Origin of the sequence: Streptomyces sp. ASQP_92 (genome assembly GCF_025399895.1) — a bacterium.
Lineage (GTDB): Bacteria > Actinomycetota > Actinomycetes > Streptomycetales > Streptomycetaceae > Streptomyces.
The window spans coordinates 125,455-143,630 of record NZ_JAODUA010000009.1 but is presented as its reverse complement, the minus strand read 5'-3'; the positions used below and the strand labels follow the sequence as shown (position 1 = coordinate 143,630).

17 protein-coding genes are annotated in these 18,176 nt (G+C 71.9%); 11 read left to right on the top strand and 6 right to left on the bottom strand.

Annotated features, from left to right (window positions below; all coding sequences use genetic code 11):
- Positions 1-175: 175 nt before the first annotated feature.
- On the top strand, positions 176-2,479 hold the full coding sequence (locus N4G70_RS20625) for a cation-translocating P-type ATPase (protein ID WP_261714147.1): 2,304 nt from the start codon (positions 176-178) through the stop codon (positions 2,477-2,479).
- 149 nt (positions 2,480-2,628) lie between these two features.
- On the opposite strand, the gene N4G70_RS20620 is transcribed toward N4G70_RS20625, so the two are convergent.
- Positions 2,629-3,507 (bottom strand): sigma-70 family RNA polymerase sigma factor, encoded by an 879-nt coding sequence (locus N4G70_RS20620; protein ID WP_261714146.1) that lies wholly within the window; start codon positions 3,505-3,507, stop codon positions 2,629-2,631.
- A gap of 675 nt (positions 3,508-4,182) precedes the next feature.
- On the opposite strand from N4G70_RS20620, the gene N4G70_RS20615 reads away from it, so the two are divergent.
- From N4G70_RS20615 to N4G70_RS20605, 3 genes are all read left to right on the top strand, one after another.
- The gene (locus tag N4G70_RS20615) at positions 4,183-4,830 is read left to right on the top strand and encodes a hypothetical protein (protein ID WP_261714145.1); all 648 of its coding nucleotides are present in this window, start codon (positions 4,183-4,185) and stop codon (positions 4,828-4,830) included.
- A gap of 46 nt (positions 4,831-4,876) precedes the next feature.
- A complete protein-coding gene (locus N4G70_RS20610) occupies positions 4,877-5,392 on the top strand; it encodes a GNAT family N-acetyltransferase (protein WP_261714144.1) in 516 nt (171 codons plus the stop codon).
- Positions 5,393-5,879: 487 nt separating this feature from the next.
- Positions 5,880-7,085 (top strand): Cmx/CmrA family chloramphenicol efflux MFS transporter, encoded by a 1,206-nt coding sequence (locus N4G70_RS20605; protein ID WP_261714143.1) that lies wholly within the window; start codon positions 5,880-5,882, stop codon positions 7,083-7,085.
- A 155-nt stretch (positions 7,086-7,240) separates the two neighbouring features.
- Here the strand turns inward: N4G70_RS20605 and N4G70_RS20600 are convergent, their stop codons facing one another.
- The 3 genes from N4G70_RS20600 to N4G70_RS20590 form a co-directional block, all read right to left on the bottom strand.
- Positions 7,241-7,444, bottom strand: a complete 204-nt coding sequence (locus N4G70_RS20600) for a cold-shock protein (RefSeq protein ID WP_053724154.1) — start codon at positions 7,442-7,444, stop codon at positions 7,241-7,243.
- Between the two features lie 366 nt (positions 7,445-7,810).
- Entirely contained in the window at positions 7,811-8,077 is a 267-nt protein-coding gene (locus N4G70_RS20595) for a DUF4031 domain-containing protein (RefSeq protein ID WP_261714142.1), read from the bottom strand.
- Entirely contained in the window at positions 8,074-8,478 is a 405-nt protein-coding gene (locus tag N4G70_RS20590) for a hypothetical protein (RefSeq protein ID WP_261714141.1), read from the bottom strand. Before N4G70_RS20590 ends, N4G70_RS20595 begins: the two co-directional genes overlap by 4 nt.
- 105 nt (positions 8,479-8,583) lie before the next feature.
- Between N4G70_RS20590 and N4G70_RS20585 the strand changes: the two genes are divergently transcribed.
- From N4G70_RS20585 to N4G70_RS20560, 6 genes are all read left to right on the top strand, one after another.
- The gene (locus N4G70_RS20585; protein WP_261714140.1) at positions 8,584-9,501 is read left to right on the top strand and encodes a MurR/RpiR family transcriptional regulator; all 918 of its coding nucleotides are present in this window, start codon (positions 8,584-8,586) and stop codon (positions 9,499-9,501) included.
- Between the two features lie 94 nt (positions 9,502-9,595).
- On the top strand, positions 9,596-10,525 hold the full coding sequence (gene murQ, locus N4G70_RS20580; RefSeq protein WP_261714139.1) for an N-acetylmuramic acid 6-phosphate etherase: 930 nt from the start codon (positions 9,596-9,598) through the stop codon (positions 10,523-10,525).
- 376 nt (positions 10,526-10,901) lie between these two features.
- Positions 10,902-11,336, top strand: coding sequence for a hypothetical protein (locus tag N4G70_RS20575; protein WP_261714138.1), 435 nt, complete (start codon positions 10,902-10,904; stop codon positions 11,334-11,336).
- A 4-nt stretch (positions 11,337-11,340) separates the two neighbouring features.
- Positions 11,341-13,203 carry an alpha/beta hydrolase family protein gene (locus N4G70_RS20570; protein WP_261714137.1) on the top strand — a complete coding sequence of 621 codons (1,863 nt, stop codon included), beginning with the start codon at positions 11,341-11,343 and terminating at the stop codon, positions 13,201-13,203.
- A gap of 104 nt (positions 13,204-13,307) precedes the next feature.
- Positions 13,308-13,838, top strand: coding sequence for a hypothetical protein (locus N4G70_RS20565; protein ID WP_261714136.1), 531 nt, complete (start codon positions 13,308-13,310; stop codon positions 13,836-13,838).
- A gap of 164 nt (positions 13,839-14,002) precedes the next feature.
- A complete protein-coding gene (locus N4G70_RS20560; RefSeq protein WP_261714135.1) occupies positions 14,003-14,761 on the top strand; it encodes a trypsin-like serine protease in 759 nt (252 codons plus the stop codon).
- Between the two features lie 42 nt (positions 14,762-14,803).
- Here the strand turns inward: N4G70_RS20560 and N4G70_RS20555 are convergent, their stop codons facing one another.
- Positions 14,804-15,292 carry a hypothetical protein gene (locus N4G70_RS20555; protein WP_261714134.1) on the bottom strand — a complete coding sequence of 163 codons (489 nt, stop codon included), beginning with the start codon at positions 15,290-15,292 and terminating at the stop codon, positions 14,804-14,806.
- Between the two features lie 217 nt (positions 15,293-15,509).
- Between N4G70_RS20555 and N4G70_RS20550 the strand changes: the two genes are divergently transcribed.
- Positions 15,510-17,816, top strand: a complete 2,307-nt coding sequence (locus tag N4G70_RS20550) for a hypothetical protein (RefSeq protein WP_261714133.1) — start codon at positions 15,510-15,512, stop codon at positions 17,814-17,816.
- Here the strand turns inward: N4G70_RS20550 and N4G70_RS20545 are convergent.
- Positions 17,813-18,085 carry a hypothetical protein gene (locus N4G70_RS20545; protein ID WP_261714132.1) on the bottom strand — a complete coding sequence of 91 codons (273 nt, stop codon included), beginning with the start codon at positions 18,083-18,085 and terminating at the stop codon, positions 17,813-17,815. The genes N4G70_RS20550 and N4G70_RS20545 overlap by 4 nt on opposite strands.
- Positions 18,086-18,176: the final 91 nt, after the last annotated feature.

Genomic DNA, 18,176 nt, shown 5'->3' with positions numbered 1-18,176 from the left:
ATACCCCCAGGGGGTACCAAGTCAAGGTGGGATCCGCCTTGCGTCGCGTACGCCCCGGGGGTATACATGACGTTGTTGCTGTACCCCCAGGGGGTATCGGAAGACCCCGTGGGTCCCGTCCCACCGCCCCACCGCACCTCACCGCACGTCGCATTTCGTACGAGGAGCCGCAGTCATGACCACCACCACACCGGGCGCCGCCGACGTCGAACTCGCCATCGGCGGCATGACCTGCGCCTCGTGCGCGGCGCGGATCGAGAAGAAGCTCAACCGCATGGACGGGGTCGAGGCGACCGTCAACTACGCCACCGAGAAGGCGAAGGTCACCTTCCGCGAGGACGTCTCCGTCGCCGACCTGATCGCCACCGTCGAGGCCACCGGCTACACCGCCAAGGGGCCCGCGCCGGTACGGACCGAATCCGGCGGTGGCCCCGCCGAGGGCGAGAGTGGCGAGACCGGCGACGAGCTGCGGCCACTGCGCCAGCGCCTGCTGACAGCGGTGGTTCTGGCCGTCCCGGTCATCGCGATGGCGATGGCCCCGGCCCTCCAGTTCGAGTACTGGCAGTGGCTCTCGCTGACCCTGACCGCGCCCGTCGTCACCTACGCCGCCTGGCCCTTCCACCGGGCCGCCTGGACCAACGCCCGGCACGGCGCGGCGACCATGGACACGCTGATCTCCGTCGGCACCTCGGCCGCGTTCCTGTGGTCGCTGTGGGCGCTGTTCTTCGGCACGGCCGGCACCCCCGGCATGACCCACCCCTTCGAGCTGACCATCGGGCGCTCGGACGGCGCGGGCAACATCTATCTGGAGGCCGCGGCCGGGGTCACCGCCTTCATCCTCGCCGGGCGCTACTTCGAGGCCCGCTCCAAGCGCAAGGCGGGCGCGGCCCTGAGGGCGCTGCTCGAACTCGGCGCCAAGGACGTCACCGTCCTGCGGGCCGACGGCAGCGAACTGACCGTGCCCACCGGCGAGTTGAAGGTCGGCGACCGGTTCCTGGTGCGGCCCGGCGAGAAGATCGCCACCGACGGCACGGTCGTCGAGGGCTCCTCCGCCGTCGACGCCTCCATGCTCACCGGCGAGTCCGTACCGGTGGAGGTGGCCCCCGGCGACGCCGTCACCGGCGCCACCCTCAACGCGGGCGGCCGGCTCGTCGTCGAGGCCTCCCGGGTCGGCGCGGACACGCAGCTCGCCCGCATGGCCAGGCTCGTCGAGGACGCCCAGAACGGCAAGGCGGCCGCCCAGCGGCTCGCCGACAAGATCTCCGCCGTCTTCGTGCCGGTCGTCATCGGCCTCGCCCTGGCCACCCTCGGGTTCTGGCTCGGCAACGGCTCCGGCCTCACCGCCGCGTTCACCGCCGCCGTATCCGTACTGATCATCGCCTGCCCCTGCGCCCTGGGTCTGGCCACCCCGACCGCCCTCATGGTCGGCACCGGCCGGGGCGCCCAGCTCGGCATCCTGATCAAGGGCCCCGAGGTCCTGGAGACGACCCGCAAGGTCGACACGATCGTCCTGGACAAGACCGGCACGGTGACCACCGGCCGCATGACCCTGCTCGCCGTCCACACCACCGACACCACCGACGAGGCCGAAGTCCTGCGCCTGGCAGGGGCGTTGGAGCACTCCTCCGAACACCCCATCGCCCGCGCGGTCGCCGACGGCGCCGCCGCCAAGGCCGGCCCACTGCCCACCCCCGAGGACTTCGCCACCATCGCGGGCCTCGGCGTCCAGGGCGTCGTCGAGGGTCACGCCGTGCTGGTCGGCCGCGAGAAGCTGCTCGCCATGGGGGTCTCCCCTGCTCGACCGGAGTGGAGAGCTTGGGGAAGGTCGATGGAGCTCACCCCCGCCCTGAAGAAGGCGAAGGCGGACGCCGAGGCGGCGGGGCGCACCGCCATCGCGGTCGCCTGGGACGGCGAGGCCCGCGCGGTCCTCGAAGTCGCCGACGCCATCAAGGAGACCAGCCCCGAGGCCATCAGGCGCCTCCGCGCGCTCGGCCTCACCCCGATCCTGCTCACCGGCGACAACCGGGCCGTCGCCGAGGCGGTCGCGGCCGAGGTCGGCATCGACACGGTGTACGCGGAGGTCATGCCGCAGGACAAGGTCGACGTGGTCAAGTCCCTTCAGGCACAAGGCCGTTCGGTCGCCATGGTCGGCGACGGCGTCAACGACGCGGCCGCCCTCGCCCAGGCCGACCTCGGGCTCGCGATGGGCACGGGCACGGACGCCGCCATCGAGGCCGGCGACCTGACCCTGGTCCGCGGCGACCTGCGGGCGGCGGCTGACGCGATCCGGCTCTCCCGCAAGACGCTCGGCACCATCAAGTCCAACCTGTTCTGGGCCTTCGCCTACAACGTCGCCGCCCTGCCCCTCGCGGCGGCCGGCCTCCTCAACCCGATGATCGCGGGCGCCGCGATGGCCTTCTCCTCGGTCTTCGTGGTCGGCAACTCCCTGCGCCTGCGGGGGTTCCAGGCCACCGACTGACCGGGCCGCCGATCACTGAACCCCCCGTGCACCGCGCGGGGGTTCGGGTTGTCGGCAGCGTCCCGGGGGGGCAGGTCGTCGGCAGCGTCCCCGGGGGCGGGTCGTCAGCAGGCCCCGGGGGGTCAGCTCGTCAGCAGGCCCCCGGGGGGTCAGGTCGTCAGTACGGTCAGATCGAGCGCGTCGAGCCGCTCCGGGTCGGCCAGGATGTCGATGGTGGCGATCCGTCCCCCGGCGATGGTGAAGGCCATCACCGACAGCGGCCGCCCCTCGGTCAGCGAGACGAGCCCCGGGCTGCCGTTGACCAGCACCAGGATGGTGAACTCGGCGAGCCGCGCCCCGAACAGCGCGCCGCCCGCGACCGCCTCGGCGCCGCGCAGCACCCCGCCGGGCCGGAGCTCCCCGCCGTCGGAGCGGGCCACCACGTCCGGGTCGAGCACCGCGACCAGCGCGTCGAAGTCGCCCTCGCGGGCCGCCGCCATGAACGCCTCGACCACCTCGCGGCGGCCCGCCGGATCCATGTCGGAGGCCGGGGCGCCACCCCGGACCCGCCGCCGCGCCCGGGAGGCGAGCTGACGGGCGGCGGCGGGGGTGCGCCCGACGATGGGGGCGATCTCGTCGAACGGCACGGCGAACAGGTCGTGCAGCACGAAGGCGAGCCGCTCCGCCGGGCCCAGTGTCTCCAGGACGACGAGCAGCGCGAGCCCCACCGAGTCGGCGAGCAGCACCTCGTCCTGCGGGCCCGTGCCGTCCGCGCCCGTGACGATCGGGTCGGGCACCCGCAGCCCGAGCGGGTCCTCGCGGCGCGAGGTCCGGGCGCGCAGCATGTCGAGGCAGACCCGCCCCACGACGGTGGTCAGCCAGCCCCCCAGATTGGCCACCGAGCCGGTGTCGGACCGGCTGAGCCGCAACCAGGCCTCCTGCACGGCGTCGTCGGCCTCGTGCAGCGAGCCGAGCATTCGGTAGGCCACTGCCCGCAGATGCCCCCGATGCCCCTCGAACCGCTCGGCCAGGTACTCGTCCCCGCGCATCTCCCACGTCTCCTCACACCGGTTCCACCAGCTCCGTCACCGCGCTGACGCCCACGGGCGCTCCGATGTGACAGAGGGCGCCCCTCCGGGCCCCCTGGGGCTCCGCCCCAGACCCCGAGCACCTTTGCCCACCCACCCGCCCGTGCACCGGGGTTGGCTGGTTCCGCCCCTCCTGGGGCTCCGCCCCAGACCCCGTTCGCGCCTTAAGGGCGCTCGTCCTCAAACGCCGGACGGGCTGAGGTGGCCTCTGCTGGCCCGCACCGAGTAGTTACAGGCTGAGGTGGCCTGTGCTGCCCGGCATCAGTCCTGCCAGGGGCGCGGGGAACTGCGCGAGACGCGAGCACGGTCCGCAGACGAAGACGGGTTTTTAGGGGCGCGGGGAACTGCGCGAGAAGCAAGCACGACCCGCAGACGAAGACGGGTTTTTAGGGGCGCGAGGAACTGCGCGAGAAGCAAGCACGACCCGCAGACGAAGACGGGTTTTTAGGGGCGCGGGGAACTGCGCGAGACGCGGGCACGGTCCGCAGGATCGAGAGGGGTTGGGGGCGCGAGGAACTGCGCGAGACGCGAGCACGGTCCGCACGGGACGCGGGACGCGGGGCGCAGGGGCCCGGGGGCGCAGGGCGGCCCCCGGAGGGCCCCCGTTCAGACCCCCACCCCGCTACCCTCGGCCGCATGCCCCACCCCGACGACCTCCGCCTCCGCTGGCACCGAACGATCCTCGCGACCCGCTCCGCCGCGGACAGCCCCGTGGACCCCGCCCCCTACGGGGAGAACCTGCTCGCCCGCTGGGCGGAACCGCAGCGCCGCTACCACGACACCGCCCACCTCACCGCGGTCCTGGACCACATCGACGTACTGGAGCGCTACGCCGACCAGCCCGACCTCGTACGCCTGGCCGCGTGGTTCCACGACGCCGTGTACCTTCCGGACCGCTCCGAGAACGAGGAGCGCTCGGCGCGGCTCGCCGAACGGGCCCTGCCGGAGGCCGGGTTGAGCCCCGAGGACACGGCCGAGGTCGCCCGCTTGGTGCGCCTCACCGTCACCCACGCGCCCGAGGAGGGCGACGCGAACGGCGCCGTGCTGTGCGACGCCGACCTCGCGATCCTCGCCGCCGCCCCGGACGCGTACGCCGCGTACGCCGCCGCCGTACGCGAGGAGTACGCCTTCGTGCCGGACGAGGCGTTCCGCGCCGGCCGCGGCGAGGTGCTGGCCCAACTGCTCGCGCTGCCCGCCCTGTTCCGCACTCCGCACGGGGTACGCGAATGGGAGGGACCGGCCCGGGAGAATCTCGAGGCGGAACTGACCCTGCTCACCGCATAATCGGGCCGAGCCCACCGCTCGCCCCGACACAAGGCAGGTGTCCCGCGTGCTCCCCGTGACAGTCCAGGCCGATCGCATCGCCCTCTTCGAGCTGACCCGCGCCTCGGCCGCGGAACTCCAGGACGGCGGCTCCGGCGGCTGGGAGTGGGCGCCCGGCGGTCCCCACGAGGGCAGCCGCTTCGCCGCCGCGAAGATGCTCGCGGGCATCGAGACCGGCCGCCACCGCACGGGCTGGGGCGCGTACGTCATGGTCCGCGCCGAGGACGGCCGGGCGATCGGCGGCATCGGCTTCCACGGGCCGCCCGAGGACGGCCGCGTCGAGATCGGCTACGACCTCGCGGAGTCCGCACGCGGCCAGGGGTACGCCACGGAGTCCCTGGCCGCGCTGACCGCCTGGGCGCTGGCGCAGCCCGGCGTGGAGACGGTGTACGCGACGACGGACGAGGACAACACGGCGTCCCAACGCGTCCTGAACCGAGCGGGTTTCACGCGCGTCGGCGACACCCCACGCACGATCGGGTGTCGGCCGTTCCAGTACCTCTTCGAGCGGGGCCGGGCCTGAACGCGGATGCCCTCCGGGGCCCGCCCCGAAAACCCCGCCCTTGCGTGCAGACCGTGCTCGCTTTTCGCGCAGTTCCCCGCGCCCCTAACCACTCGATGCCGACCCGCACGGGCCACCTCAGCCCGTGACTGCTCGATGCCGGCCCGCACAGGCCACCTCAGCCTGTAACTACTCGATGCCGGCAGCAGAGGCCACCCCAGCCCGTCCGGCGATTGAGGACGAGCGCCCTTAAGGCGCGAACGGGGTCTGGGGCAGAGCCCCAGGTCCTTTCGTCCGCGGACCGTGCCCGCGTCTCGCGCAGTTCCCCGCGCCCCCGGCAGGACTGATGCCGGCCGGCGCGGGCATGGCGCGAACGGGGTCTGGGGCGGAGCCCCGGGGAATGTGGACGGGGCGGCCGGCGTTGGGAACCGGTATGCCCGCCGAGCCCATACCCACGCCCGTGCCCGCACCCACCCCCACCCCCACGCCCCCCGCCCAAGGGGCCCGCATGCCGCTCGCCGTCTACATCCTCGGCCTGTCCGTCTTCGCGCTCGGCACGAGCGAGTTCATGCTCACCGGGCTGCTCCCGGCCATCGCGGACGACATGAACGTGTCGATCCCCCGGGCCGGCCTGCTGATCTCTGCCTTCGCCATCGGCATGGTCGTGGGCGCGCCACTGCTCGCGGTGGCCACGCTGCGGCCGCCCCGCCGCACCACCCTGATCGCGCTGATCACGGTGTTCGGCCTCGGCCAGGTCGCCGGCGCGCTCGCCCCGAACTACGCCCTGCTCTTCGCCTCCCGGATCGTGTCCGCGCTGGCCTGCGCCGGGTTCTGGGCGGTCGGCGCCGCGGTCGCCATCGCGATGGTGCCGGTGAACGCGCGGGCCCGCGCGATGGCCGTCATGATCGGCGGCCTGTCCATCGCGAACGTCCTGGGCGTGCCGCTGGGCGCGCTGCTCGGTGACGGCCTGGGCTGGCGCTCGGCGTTCTGGGCGGTCGGCGCCGCCTCCGCGATCGCCCTGGTCGGCATCCTGACCCGTATCCCGCGCATCCCGCTGCCCGCCGACAAGCCCCGGCTCAGGCAGGAGCTGCGGATCTACCGCGACCCGCAGGTGCTGTTCTCGGTGGCCGTCACGGCGCTCGCCGCGGGCGGCGTGTTCTGCGCGTTCAGCTACCTCAAGCCGCTCCTGACGGACGTGGCGCACGTCGACGCGGGCTGGGTCCCGGCCGTGCTCGGCCTGTTCGGGGTGGGCGCGCTCATCGGTACGACGATCGGCGGCCGGGTCGCCGACGCGCACCTGTTCGGCGTGCTGCTCAGCGGCATCACCGCCTCGACGGTGTTCCTGGTCGCGCTGGCCCTGTTCGCCTCGACGCCCGCCGTCGCGGTCACCCTGTCGTTCCTGATCGGCCTGTCGGCGTTCTTCACCGCCCCGGCGCTCAACGCCCGGATGTTCAACGTGGGCGGCGCGGCCCCGACGCTGGCCGGCGCGACCACGACGTCCTCGTTCAACCTGGGCAACACCGCGGGCCCCTGGCTCGGCGGCCTGGTGATCAGCGCCAACCTGGGCTTCGCCGCCACGGCCTGGGCGGGCGCCGCGATGACGGTCCTGGCCCTCGTCCTGGTCACCGCCTCCCTGCGCCTGCACCGCTCGCAGTCCCGCGTGGTGGCCCGCTCGGCGGAGCGGGCGCCCGCGGCGGCCTGCGTGGAGGCCTGAGCCGCACGTGGAGGCCTGACCCGCACGCGAACCGGCCTGCGGGCCCGGCCCGGCCCGGCCCACCGACAAAACGCCCCGCACCCATTCCTCGGGTGCGGGGCGTCCGTGTCGTTCCCCCGGCCGGAGCCGGGGTCATCGAATCAGCGAGTCACCGACTAGGCGGGGGTGACGTTCTCCGCCTGCGGGCCCTTGGGACCCTGGGTGACGTCGAAGTTGACCTGCTGGTTCTCCTGGAGCTCGCGGAAGCCGGTGGAGTTGATCGCGGAGTAGTGGACGAAAACGTCCGGGCCGCCGCCGTCCTGCGCGATGAAGCCGAAGCCCTTTTCGGCGTTGAACCACTTCACGGTGCCGGTTGCCATGTGTTTCCCCTGTCGAGGATCGCGGGGTACTGGCTTGTCAGTACCCCTGGGTGAGGTGATCGCCCTGGTCCTCGGACATTGCTGCACAGCAAACGCCCACGGCGTAAACCGCGGGCGCTGAGACTTCGGAACCACGACTACTGGCAAGGAAGTTAGCCGATCCGCAGTCGTCTGGCTACGGGCCGCAGCCGAACCGGGGACAAGTTCCGGCCCCCGGAGTCCTCCGTCCGGCGCAGAAAGGACGGCGGGACGGGTGACGGCACGGGCGGGCGGGCCCCACGACCGGGCCGGGGGCCCACGCGGCCGATCCGGCCGCACCTGGGCTCAGGCCGGTCGCCCCCCGGCTCAGACCGGCCGCACCCGGGCTCAGGCCGGTCGCCCCTTCGGGCGTCTGAGTCCCGCCTCCGTCAGACGGCGTACCAGCTCCTTCGAGCCGATCTCCACCGCGCCCGCCCGCACCGCGTCCGCGTACCGGTGGGACGGCACGTCGTAGTGATCACGTTCGAAGGCACGCCGAGGGCAGCCGATGGACGCGGCGAACGTGTGCAGCTCCTCGTACGACACATCGCTGACCAGGTGCGACCACATCCGGCCGTGTCCCGGCCAGGTCGGCGGGTCGATGTAGAGGGTCATCCGCCCGACCCACCGGGTCCGCCGGGTGCGCCGAGCCCGCCGAGACCACCGACGCGGGACACCACCACGCCCGCCTTGCCGCACACCCAGTGCGGGTCGGGTCCGAGCTCCGGCTCCACGTCGAGCGCGTGCGGCTCGCCGCCGTCGCACACCGGGCACAGCGGCCAGCGTCCGTACCGCTCGAGGAGCGCGTCCTGGACGTCCTGCGCGACCAGGCCGGCGACGTACTCCGTGCCCTCCGGCCACTGCTCCACCCACCAGCGCCGGTGGGTGACCGCGTCCTCAACCATCGAGACGACGTCCGCGTGCGCCACGTCGCGCGCCGCGAGATCGGCGAGGACCAGGGCGCGGGCGGCGTGCAGGGCTTGTTCGAGGGGTTGTATGGGTTGTACGTCGTCCATGCCCTCCATTGTCACCCCAGCCGCACCACCGTCACCGGGCGACCGGGTCCGGCGGGCGCACCGAGGGGGTTGACCGCACCCCGGACCCGAAAATATCTTTCAGAGGTGACCAATGACGTGAAGGAAAGTTTCAGTGGAGGTGCCCCGCCCGCGCCGGCCGCCCTCGCGGCCAAGGTGCGCACGCTCGCGCCGTCCATGACGCGCTCCATGCAGCGGGTCGCTGAAGCCGTCGCCGGTGACCCGGCCGGCTGCGCGGCCCTCACGGTCACCGGTCTCGCCGAGCTCACCGGCACCAGCGAGGCCACCGTCGTGCGCACCGCCCGCCTCCTGGGCTACCCCGGCTACCGCGACCTGCGCCTCGCGCTCGCGGGCCTGGCCGCCCAGCAGCAGTCGGGCCGGGCCCCCGCCGTCACCGCGGACATAGCCGTGGACGACCCCATCGCGGACGTCGTCGCCAAGCTCGCCTACGACGAGCAGCAGACCCTCGCCGACACCGCGGCCGCCCTCGACACCGTCCAACTGGGCGCCGCGGTCGGCGCGTTGGCGGTCGCCCGGCGCATCGACATCTACGGCGTCGGCGCCTCGTCCCTGGTCGGCCAGGACCTGGCACAGAAGCTGCTGCGCATCGGTCTCATCGCCCACGCCCACACCGACCCGCACCTGGCCGTCACCAACGCCGTGCAACTGCGCTCGGGGGACGCGGCGGTCGCCATCACCCACTCCGGCTCGACGGGCGACGTCATCGAGCCCCTGCGGGTCGCCTTCGACCACGGCGCCACCACCATCGCGATCACCGGCCGCCCGGACGGCCCGGTCTCGCAGTACGCCGATCACGTCCTGACCACCTCCGCGGCCCGCGAGAGCGAGCTGCGCCCGGCCGCGATGTCGTCCCGCACGAGCCAACTCCTCGTCGTGGACTGCCTGTTCATCGGTGTCGCCCAGCGCACCTACGAGACCGCGGCCCCGGCCCTCGCCGCCTCGTACGAGGCCCTGGCCCACCGCCGCAACCCCCGAACCCGCTGAAGCCACCACCAACCCCGCACCCGCACCCGCACCTGCACCCGCACCCGCACCCGCACCCGCCAGAGCCGTCCGCAGAGAAAGAGCCGCCGTCACCATGACCACCCAGGACTACGCCGAGCTCCGCGCCGAGCTGGCCACCCTCACCACCGAGGCGTTCCGGCCCGAACTCGCGGAGATCGACCAGCTGCCGACCGCCGAGATCGCACGAATCATGAACGGCGAGGACGCCACGGTCCCGGCGGCGGTGGCCGAGCGGCTCCCGGAGATCGCGGCGGCCATCGACGCCACGGCCGCCCGGATGGCCCGCGGCGGACGGCTGATCTACGCGGGCGCCGGCACGGCCGGACGGCTCGGCGTCCTGGACGCCAGCGAGTGCCCGCCCACCTTCAACACGGACCCCTCCGAGGTCGTCGGCCTGATCGCGGGCGGCCCCTCCGCGATGGTCAAGGCGGTGGAGGGCGCCGAGGACTCCCGTCTCCTGGCGGCCGAGGACCTGGACGCACTGCGCCTCACCGCCCTCGACACCGTCGTCGGCATCTCGGCCTCGGGCCGCACCCCGTACGCGGTCGGCGCGGTCGAGCACGCGCGGGGGCTCGGCGCCCTCACGATCGGCCTGTCCTGCAACGCGGACAGCGCGCTCGCGGCGGCGGCCGAGCACGGCATCGAGGTCGTGGTGGGCCCGGAGCTGTTGACGGGGTCGACGCGGCTGAAGTCGGGCACGGCCCAGAAGCTGGTCCTCAACATGATCTCGACGATCACGATGATCCGGCTGGGCAAGACCTACGGGAACCTGATGGTCGACGTACGGGCCTCCAACGAGAAGCTCCGCGCCCGCTCGCGCCGCATCGTGGCACTGGCCACGGGGGCGGGTGACGCGGAGATCGAGGCCGCGCTGGCCGCCACGGACGGCGAGGTGAAGAACGCGATCCTGGTCATCGTGGCCGGCGTGGAGGGCCCCACGGCCGCCCGCCTCCTCGCCGACTCCCAGGGCCATCTGCGCGCGGCCCTGCACGCGGCCCTCTGACCGGGCGCAGCCCGCTCTCTCGACCACGTCGGCGCCGCGGCCGTGCCCCTCTCGGGGCGTGCTCGGCGGCGCCCGCCGTGCCGATGACGTAGCCGTTGACGTAGCCGATGACGTAGGTGCCATCACGCCCCGGGCGCCCGGGCCCCTGCCCCCTCCCCGCCCGATCCCGCCCGATCCTTAAGGCCGATCACTCTTGCGCGGGCCGTACGCCCCCTGCTACGCGACGCGACGCCATTTTCGGCCGACGCACCGCGGGCACTTGCCCGGCCCAAGATCCACATGCCTAACTTTGTACGGGCGGCGCACAGGTCGCACGGGGAACGAGGGCGCGGGGGACATGAGTGTCGCGCCGCACGGGGAGCGGGGGCCTGGGGGCATGGGAACTGCGGCATATCCGGAGAGCTGGCAGCGGCTGCTCGACCAGGCGGGACCGCCGCCGGCCCCTTCTCTGCACCTGGCGTCGGCCCCGGCCCCGCCGAGTGGCGGCGACCTCCAGCACACTCCCAAACCCTGGAACGACGCCGCCGGTGCCGCGCACTCGCTGCGCACCGACACCGACACGGCCAGGTCCGGACTGACCACGGCCCACTCCGGCATCGACACGGGGACCGCCGGCCTCCTGAGCGCCACCGTGCTCAGGACCGTACTAACGTCGTGGGAGGAACGGCTCGCGGCCGTACGCGACGAATGCGGCGCCCTGGAACCGAAGTTGCGCGAAGTGGCCCGCACGATGGGCGGCACCGACCACGCCGTCCGGTCCTCCATCGCCGGTTACGCCGACCCCGCCCCCACCGACGAGAAGGGGCGCTGACGGCGTGCTCACCTGGCAACAGCTCCGCGACCTGCGGCCGACCGGCCTCCAGAGCGCGGCCGACGGCTGGGGCGACGTCAGCCGCCACGCCGCCGCGGCCCGCGACCGGCTCAGCAACGAGATGCTCGGCGCGATCGAGAAGTCCCAGACGAGCAACGCGGCGGACAGCGCGGCCGTGCGCCTGCGGGGCCTGGACCGCAACTACGACTACATCCACATCGAGTGCGGTCTGATCCGCACGGACCTGGACTCACTCACCTATGAACTGATGGGCCCCCAGCGGAAGTTGAGGGACGCACTGGACGAGGCGGCGGCGCTGGACTTCGCCGTCGGCGCGGACGGCTCCGTGAGCTATCCGCCCGGCGGGCAGAACCTGATCTCGAACCAGCCCCTCCCCGGCGGCAGCGCGACGGGCGGATCGCCCCTGCTGTCCCGCCCACCCGCCCTCACCCGAACCCCGCCCGGCTTCACCGACACCAACCCCCACCACGTCAAGGCCCAGGCCATAGCGGACCAGATCCTCGCGGCACTCCAGGAAGCCCGCCGCGTCGACGAGCGCTTCAGCACGACCCTCGCCCGCCTCAAGGCCGAGCCCGGCCTCAGCGTGGCCACCGCGACCTGGCAGGACATGGCGGCCGACGCGGCGGCGGTCCGCGAGGTCGCCGACCAGTACCTGAAGAACGACATCCCCACGGACAAGTCCCCCGCCGAACGCAAGGCCTGGTGGACCTACCTCACGGACAAGGAACGCGAGGAGTACCTGGCGGCCTACCCGGACATCATCGGGAACCTGGACGGCATTCCGAGCGCGGTACGGGATGCGGCGAACCGGGACAATTTGCAGGTGTTGATCGGAAAGCTGGCGGGAGCGGACGACGAGGCGTCGAAGACGAAGCTGGCCGGACTGCTGTCCATAGACAAGCAGCTGAGCGCCGTTCCGGAACCTGGTGTGCCCCCTATGTACCTGCTCGGGATCGGAGACCACAACAACGGCCGCGCGATCGTCTCCTTCGGTGATCCCGATGCCGCCCGCAATGTCTCCGCATACGTCCCGGGACTCTGCACCAAGTTGAGTGAGCACTTCGCGACGAGCGACATCGAGCGTGCCCGCGCGACCGCCAAGTCCGCTGCCTTCCTGGACCACTCCAGTGCATCCATCGTCTGGCTCGGCTACGACGCTCCTCAGCTACCGGCCGAGCAGATCACCGACGACCTGGCCGTCATGGGAACACACGATGCCGCGGTGGGCGCGACGGCGTACAACCACTTCATGGACGGCATCCACGTGACGAACCAGAACGCCGATCCGCACATCACCGCCATCGGCCACTCCTACGGTTCGCTCACCGTCGGCCTGGCCGCGCAGCAGGCCGGCGGCATTCCCGGCGCCGACGACATCATCCTCGTCGGGAGCCCGGGCACGGAGGCGAAAACCGCCGACGACCTCGGGGTGGGACGCGACCATGTCTATGTGGGCGCAGCCGAGAATGATCCCGTGACCATGTTGCCGAACAAGAAGGAGGCGACGGGTGTCCTGGGCGGAGCGGCCGTCGGGGCGCTCGGAGGGTTCGTCGTGCCGGTGCCCGGGGGGCCGATCCTGGGTGCCGCGGAAGGCGCCCTGGAGGGCTACATACTCGGAGACGCGGCGAGCGACCCCTCCCAGATCTACTTCGGTACCGATCCCGCGAACCACGCTTTCGGAGCCCATCGATTCCAGGTCGGCGACGGTCCGCGCCCCTTCATCGACGGGCAGGGGCCCGTACCGGCCCATTCGAACTACTTCGACGACGACCCGGTCTCCGCGGCCAACATCGCCGCGATCGTCGCGGGACAGCCCCAACTGGTCACCTCCCAGGAGCCCCGATGACATACCTCCGCCGCGCCTGCGGTCTGCTCCTGTTGCTGACCATGACCGGGTGTGGCCTGACCTCACACGCTTCCACGGGCAACCGCACAGGAAAGTCACCGAGCATGAACATGCAGCAGGCCGCCGACAGGGCCGACGCCGTTCTCCAGGACACCGTCGCGAGGATCAACCCAGGGCTGCGCTGGGTCCACGAGGCACCGGGCCAGAACAGTTGCACGGACTGGAAGAACACCGAGACCGGAGGCGGCTACGTCAACCGTGGGCTCATGGTGATGACGATCGTGTCTCCCCAACGTCGAGGCGGGCTCCTCGGGGTCGTCGAGCGCGACTGGAAGGCCCGCGGCTTCACCGTGACCAATGTGCGGTCGGACGCCCAGTTCCCCGCGATCTTCGCGTCGACCCCCGACGGCTTCCGTCTGGAGGTGGCTGTGGGTGGTGAAGGTCAGTTCCGCTTCGGCGTCACCAGCCCCTGCGCCGCAACGTCCCCGGTGGCAAAGCCCACCGCGCCGTCCAACGTGGACACCAACACCCCTGCCTACGAGGGCGGCAAGCCCCTGCCGCGCCCGTACATCCACGACGCCTTCTGGTCCGCCACCACCCCGCCCACCACCGCACCCACCGCACCCGCCCCCTGACAACACCCCATCCCGGAACCCCGTTCCACCCCCTCACATCCGCCCAGGTCAAAGGGGTCGCAACCATTCCAGCGTCCCGGATGGGGCGGCGGCCCTGGCGGGTGGGACGGACGGCGGCGCACAGTTCGGTCACCGACCAACCGCCGACGCTCCCGGAGTGACCGATGCCCAAGCCCACCCCCCGCCTCACCACCACCCTCCTCGCCGGTGCCGGACTCGTGGCGCTCGCCGCCTCCCCCGCCGCCGCCGTGCACGGCGGGACGGTCACCAGCACCGGCGCCCACCCGTTCATGGTGGTGCTGGAGAACCCCGACGGCTCCCAGTGGTGCGGCGGGGCGCTCATCGCGCCGGACAAGGTGCTGACCGCCGGGCACTGCGTGCGGAACTCGCCGGACCCGATGGCCCTCACCGTCACGGGTGGCCGCACCGACCTCACCACGGACACCGGCCGCGTCCGCCGCGTCAAGGCGATCACGGTGGACCCGAAGTTCGACATCGGCACCCTCGACCACGACGCCGCCGTCCTCACCCTGAACAAGCCGCTCCCGTACAAGCCGGTCCGCGTCGCCACCAAGAAGGACGCCGCGCTGTACGAGAACGGGCGTACCGCATCCGTCTACGGCTGGGGCATGACCGCCACCAACACCCTGGGCCAGAAGCTCAAGCAGGCCACGCTCAAGCTCGCCCCGCTGTCCGCCTGCGAGCCGTTCACGGAACCCGGCGCCGACCCGTCCCTGCGCGTCTGCGGCGTACCCACCAAGGGCACCACCGACAGCATCTGCGCCGGTGACTCCGGCGGCCCGCTCGTCGAGAACGGCGTTCTGATCGGCATCGTCTCGACGGGGAACAAGTACTGCGACACCCAGCACCCGGTCTCCGTCTTCACCAAGGCGAGCACGGTCGCCCCCGAACTCGGGCTGTAATACGCCCAGTTCACGAGGGCGCCCGCGCGGGGGACGATCCCGTCAGCCCCTGCGCTCCCTCCCCCACTCCTCGAACTCGGCCACCACGTTCCGCAGCCGCCACGGCGGGTCCTTGAGGAACATGTCGCGGAGTTCGGGGACGGGGACGGCCGCCGGGTAGTAGTCGTCGTCCTCGTACAGGTCCTCGTGGTCCGGGTCCTCCATCGGATCGCCCGGGACGCCCACGAAGGGGCCGTCCCAGAGGGTGAAGTCCGAGGCCGGGTTCACCTTCCACACCGCCCCCGCCCGTACGCACACCTCGCCGAGGTACCACGCGGGCGCCGTCACCCGGGGAGTGTGCTGGGCGGCCCGCACGTCCTCCCACGTGGACGCGGCGAAGTCCGCCCGTACCGCGCGTTCCAGCGCGTCCACGGAGGCCGTGGAGAAGTCCCAGTCGCCCGGGTGCGCGGCGGCCCACTCCCCGAACGCCGCCTCCTGCTTCGCCAGCCAGGCCCTGAGCCGGGGGTGGTCCGTCCACTGCTGCTCGCTCATGGGGTCCGAGCGTACGGGAGGGGTGTAAGAGGGTTGTGGAGATGGCGAGTTGGGAGTTTGGGGGGCCGAGAAAACTGTGGGTCTCCTGTGACCCGGACGGCTAGCGTGTGGTGTTGCGCGACGCCATTGAGCAACGGGGGCCCCTGGTGTCGCAGCACATGCTCCACGCCCACTTCTCTGGGCTCCCGGGGAAAGACATGTTCGCGTGAACCATCCGATGTCTTCCATATCGACCAGATCGACGCGCCGACAGCACCTGTGGGCGCGCGCCGCGGTCGCGCTGGCCACCGTCGGCATCCTCTCCGCAAGCGGCCTGCCACAGCTCCAGGGCACGGCCGAAGCGGCAGTGAAGGCGATGCCCTGCGAGCAGATGTTCAAGCTCAAGGGCAAGCCGACCGACCCCGGCAAACTGCCGTGGGCCAAGGGCGACGCCGTACGGCCCGAGACCGACTGGGACTCCTACGGCTTCCCCAACCAGCGCCAGGCCATGGACGGCCTGACCCTGCCCGACGACCCCGCCGAGCGCGACAAGATCCTCGGCAAACTCACCCTCCCGTACAAGAAGTACGCGGAGGGCACGCCCGAGCGGGTCTACGCCACGTACAAGGACTACCTGTCGCGCAACGGCAACACCGACGCCAAGTACGGCGGCTTCGGCAACTGGCTGAACGAGGCGTACATCGAGGTGTACGGGCGCAACCCGCGCGGCGAGGCCTTCCACGGCAAGGTCGTGAAGGACCTCGGGCTTCTCGGTCCCGACTGGATCTGCGAGGAGACCCTCGACGTCACCGACCCGGACACCAAGACGCCGTACAAGCGGCGCTTCGACGCGGTCAACCACAAGACCAAGGAGGTTCTTGAGGTCAAGTCCGGCGGAAATCACGACAGTTCGCAGGCTCCGAAGGACCGCGCGTTCCTGAAGGACCCCAAGTACAAGGAGTACAAACTGCGGTACGCCTTCGGGCAGCCGCAGAGCGGGGATACCGCCCGCTACACCGACGGGCTCAAGAAGCTCGGCGGTCAGGGCCGGGTCACCACGTACGAGCACGTCTCCACCCCGGAGGCGCAGTTCAAGCCCGGCAAGTACACCGCCCAGGACACCGCGCGCAGCATCGGCCGCGGCGCCGACGTCATCCGCCAGTCGCCGCCCAGCCCGGCCGACATGGCGCGGCAGATGGAGCGCGTCCGGGCGGGCGACCCGACGGGCCTGCGCGTGCGCGGCCCCGGCGGCGTCGACTTCTCCACCCTGGAGCTGCGCTACGTCGGCAAGCCGGTGAAGGGACAGGGCCTCAACTACTCCTTCTCCGCCAACAAGGTCGACGAGTCCGCGGGCCTCGGCTACGGTGGCCGGCAGCGGGCCGAGCTCATCTCCGACTCGTTCTTCACCTGGCTCGCCCTGACCCCGGACAAGTTCTGGGTCAACCTCAACCCGGACGAGCCGAACCGGATCATGGACAGCACGTTCGGCAGGACCGACGCGGGCCGCGTCCTGCTCCAGGCCGACCTGGAGATGAAGCACGACTACGCCAAGGACATGGACCCGCGCACCGGCGTAGGCAAGCAACTCTTCGACAAGCTCGCGGCGGAGAACATCCCCTGCACCCACGGCGTACGCAACTGGATCGTGCCCAAGCCCGCCGAGGTCCGCGAACAGGACGGCGGCCTGTACATCCTGGACGCCCCGCTCAAGGTCAACTCCGTTCCGCAGGAGGTCAACACCCCCAGCCCGAACGGCCAGTGCAACCTCACCACCGCCCAGCACAAGCGCGTCCAGGAGCTCATGGACGCGATCATCGTGCCGGACATCGAGAAGAAGGTGAACGGGGACGCCAAATACGCCGACCTGCGCACCGTGTACAACGCCCGGGTCGCCGCCGAGTGGATCCGCCAGCAGGACGCCAAGTCGCCGACGGACTACCACGCGATCGTCAACGGCAACAAGGTGACCGACTGGCCGCTGCGCGGCAAGAACGCCTCGTGGACACCGAAGCAGACCTACGACGACTACGTGAAGTCCTTCACCCAGGGCGACTACAGCTACCCGTGTGAGAAGGCCGGCCGTCCCGGCACCTGCGTGATGGGCGGCGTCGACTTCTCCAAGTCGCCCAAGGAGAACGTCTCGCAGGCGAAGTTCACGGCCGAGCACCAGCACCTGCCCCGGACGACCGACATCTCCGTCAGGGCGATGACGGACGACGCGGAGAACAAGGCGCTGCTCGCCCTTGGCGGCAACACGTCCGCCCACACGGGCACGGGCGACACCCCGACCCCGCCCGCGACCCCGACCCCGGGCCACACGGGCGGCCCCACCCCGACGCCGACCCACACGGGCGGCCCCGCCACCCCGGCCCCGGCCCCCTCGGGCCAGGGCGGCCACCGGCCCGCCCCCGGTGACCGGCACGCCGGCGGCGGCCTCGCCAACACCGGCACCCAGATCGCCACGATCGCGGGCGCGGCCCTGGCCCTCGTAGGCCTGGGCGCCGGCCTGGTCTGGCTCCGCCGCCGCCGGGGCGGTCTCGGCTAGGAACGCTCAGCAGGAGAAGGGGAAGGGGTGTCGCCCATCGGCGGCGCCCCTTTCCCGCTGTACGTCCCGGCCAGTACGGCCACCAGGCGCAGCGCCATGTCCATGTTGCAGCGCCCCAGGTCCACCAGCGGGAACAGCACGTGCCCCGCGCACGTCAGCGGGTCGATCCTGAGCGACGGCAGCACCACCCCGACCCGGTCCAGTTCCGTACGCAGCTGCTCCACGGCCTCCTCCGCCGCCCGCACCCGCTCCATTGCGGTCAGTGCCATCTGCCTTGCCCTCCTGCATACCGAGTGTTCTGCTTTCCTCACCCAGCGTGGCCGAATCTCGCTAGCCTGACTACCGACGGCAACCCAACAA

Excerpts from the sequence above, each read along its gene's own strand:
- N4G70_RS20545 (WP_261714132.1), bottom strand. The coding sequence starts at position 18,085 with ATGGCACTGACCGCAATGGAGCGGGTGCGGGCGGCGGAGGAGGCCGTG.
- N4G70_RS20560 (WP_261714135.1), top strand. The coding sequence starts at position 14,003 with ATGCCCAAGCCCACCCCCCGCCTCACCACCACCCTCCTCGCCGGTGCC.
- N4G70_RS20620 (WP_261714146.1), bottom strand. The coding sequence starts at position 3,507 with ATGCGCGGGGACGAGTACCTGGCCGAGCGGTTCGAGGGGCATCGGGGG.
- N4G70_RS20600 (WP_053724154.1), bottom strand. The coding sequence starts at position 7,444 with ATGGCAACCGGCACCGTGAAGTGGTTCAACGCCGAAAAGGGCTTCGGC.
- N4G70_RS20575 (WP_261714138.1), top strand. The coding sequence starts at position 10,902 with ATGGGAACTGCGGCATATCCGGAGAGCTGGCAGCGGCTGCTCGACCAG.
- N4G70_RS20595 (WP_261714142.1), bottom strand. The coding sequence starts at position 8,077 with ATGACCCTCTACATCGACCCGCCGACCTGGCCGGGACACGGCCGGATG.
- N4G70_RS20615 (WP_261714145.1), top strand. The coding sequence starts at position 4,183 with ATGCCCCACCCCGACGACCTCCGCCTCCGCTGGCACCGAACGATCCTC.
- N4G70_RS20625 (WP_261714147.1), top strand. The coding sequence starts at position 176 with ATGACCACCACCACACCGGGCGCCGCCGACGTCGAACTCGCCATCGGC.
- murQ (WP_261714139.1), top strand. The coding sequence starts at position 9,596 with ATGACCACCCAGGACTACGCCGAGCTCCGCGCCGAGCTGGCCACCCTC.
- N4G70_RS20565 (WP_261714136.1), top strand. The coding sequence starts at position 13,308 with ATGAACATGCAGCAGGCCGCCGACAGGGCCGACGCCGTTCTCCAGGAC.
- N4G70_RS20550 (WP_261714133.1), top strand. The coding sequence starts at position 15,510 with ATGTCTTCCATATCGACCAGATCGACGCGCCGACAGCACCTGTGGGCG.
- N4G70_RS20590 (WP_261714141.1), bottom strand. The coding sequence starts at position 8,478 with ATGGACGACGTACAACCCATACAACCCCTCGAACAAGCCCTGCACGCC.
- N4G70_RS20555 (WP_261714134.1), bottom strand. The coding sequence starts at position 15,292 with ATGAGCGAGCAGCAGTGGACGGACCACCCCCGGCTCAGGGCCTGGCTG.
- N4G70_RS20605 (WP_261714143.1), top strand. The coding sequence starts at position 5,880 with ATGCCGCTCGCCGTCTACATCCTCGGCCTGTCCGTCTTCGCGCTCGGC.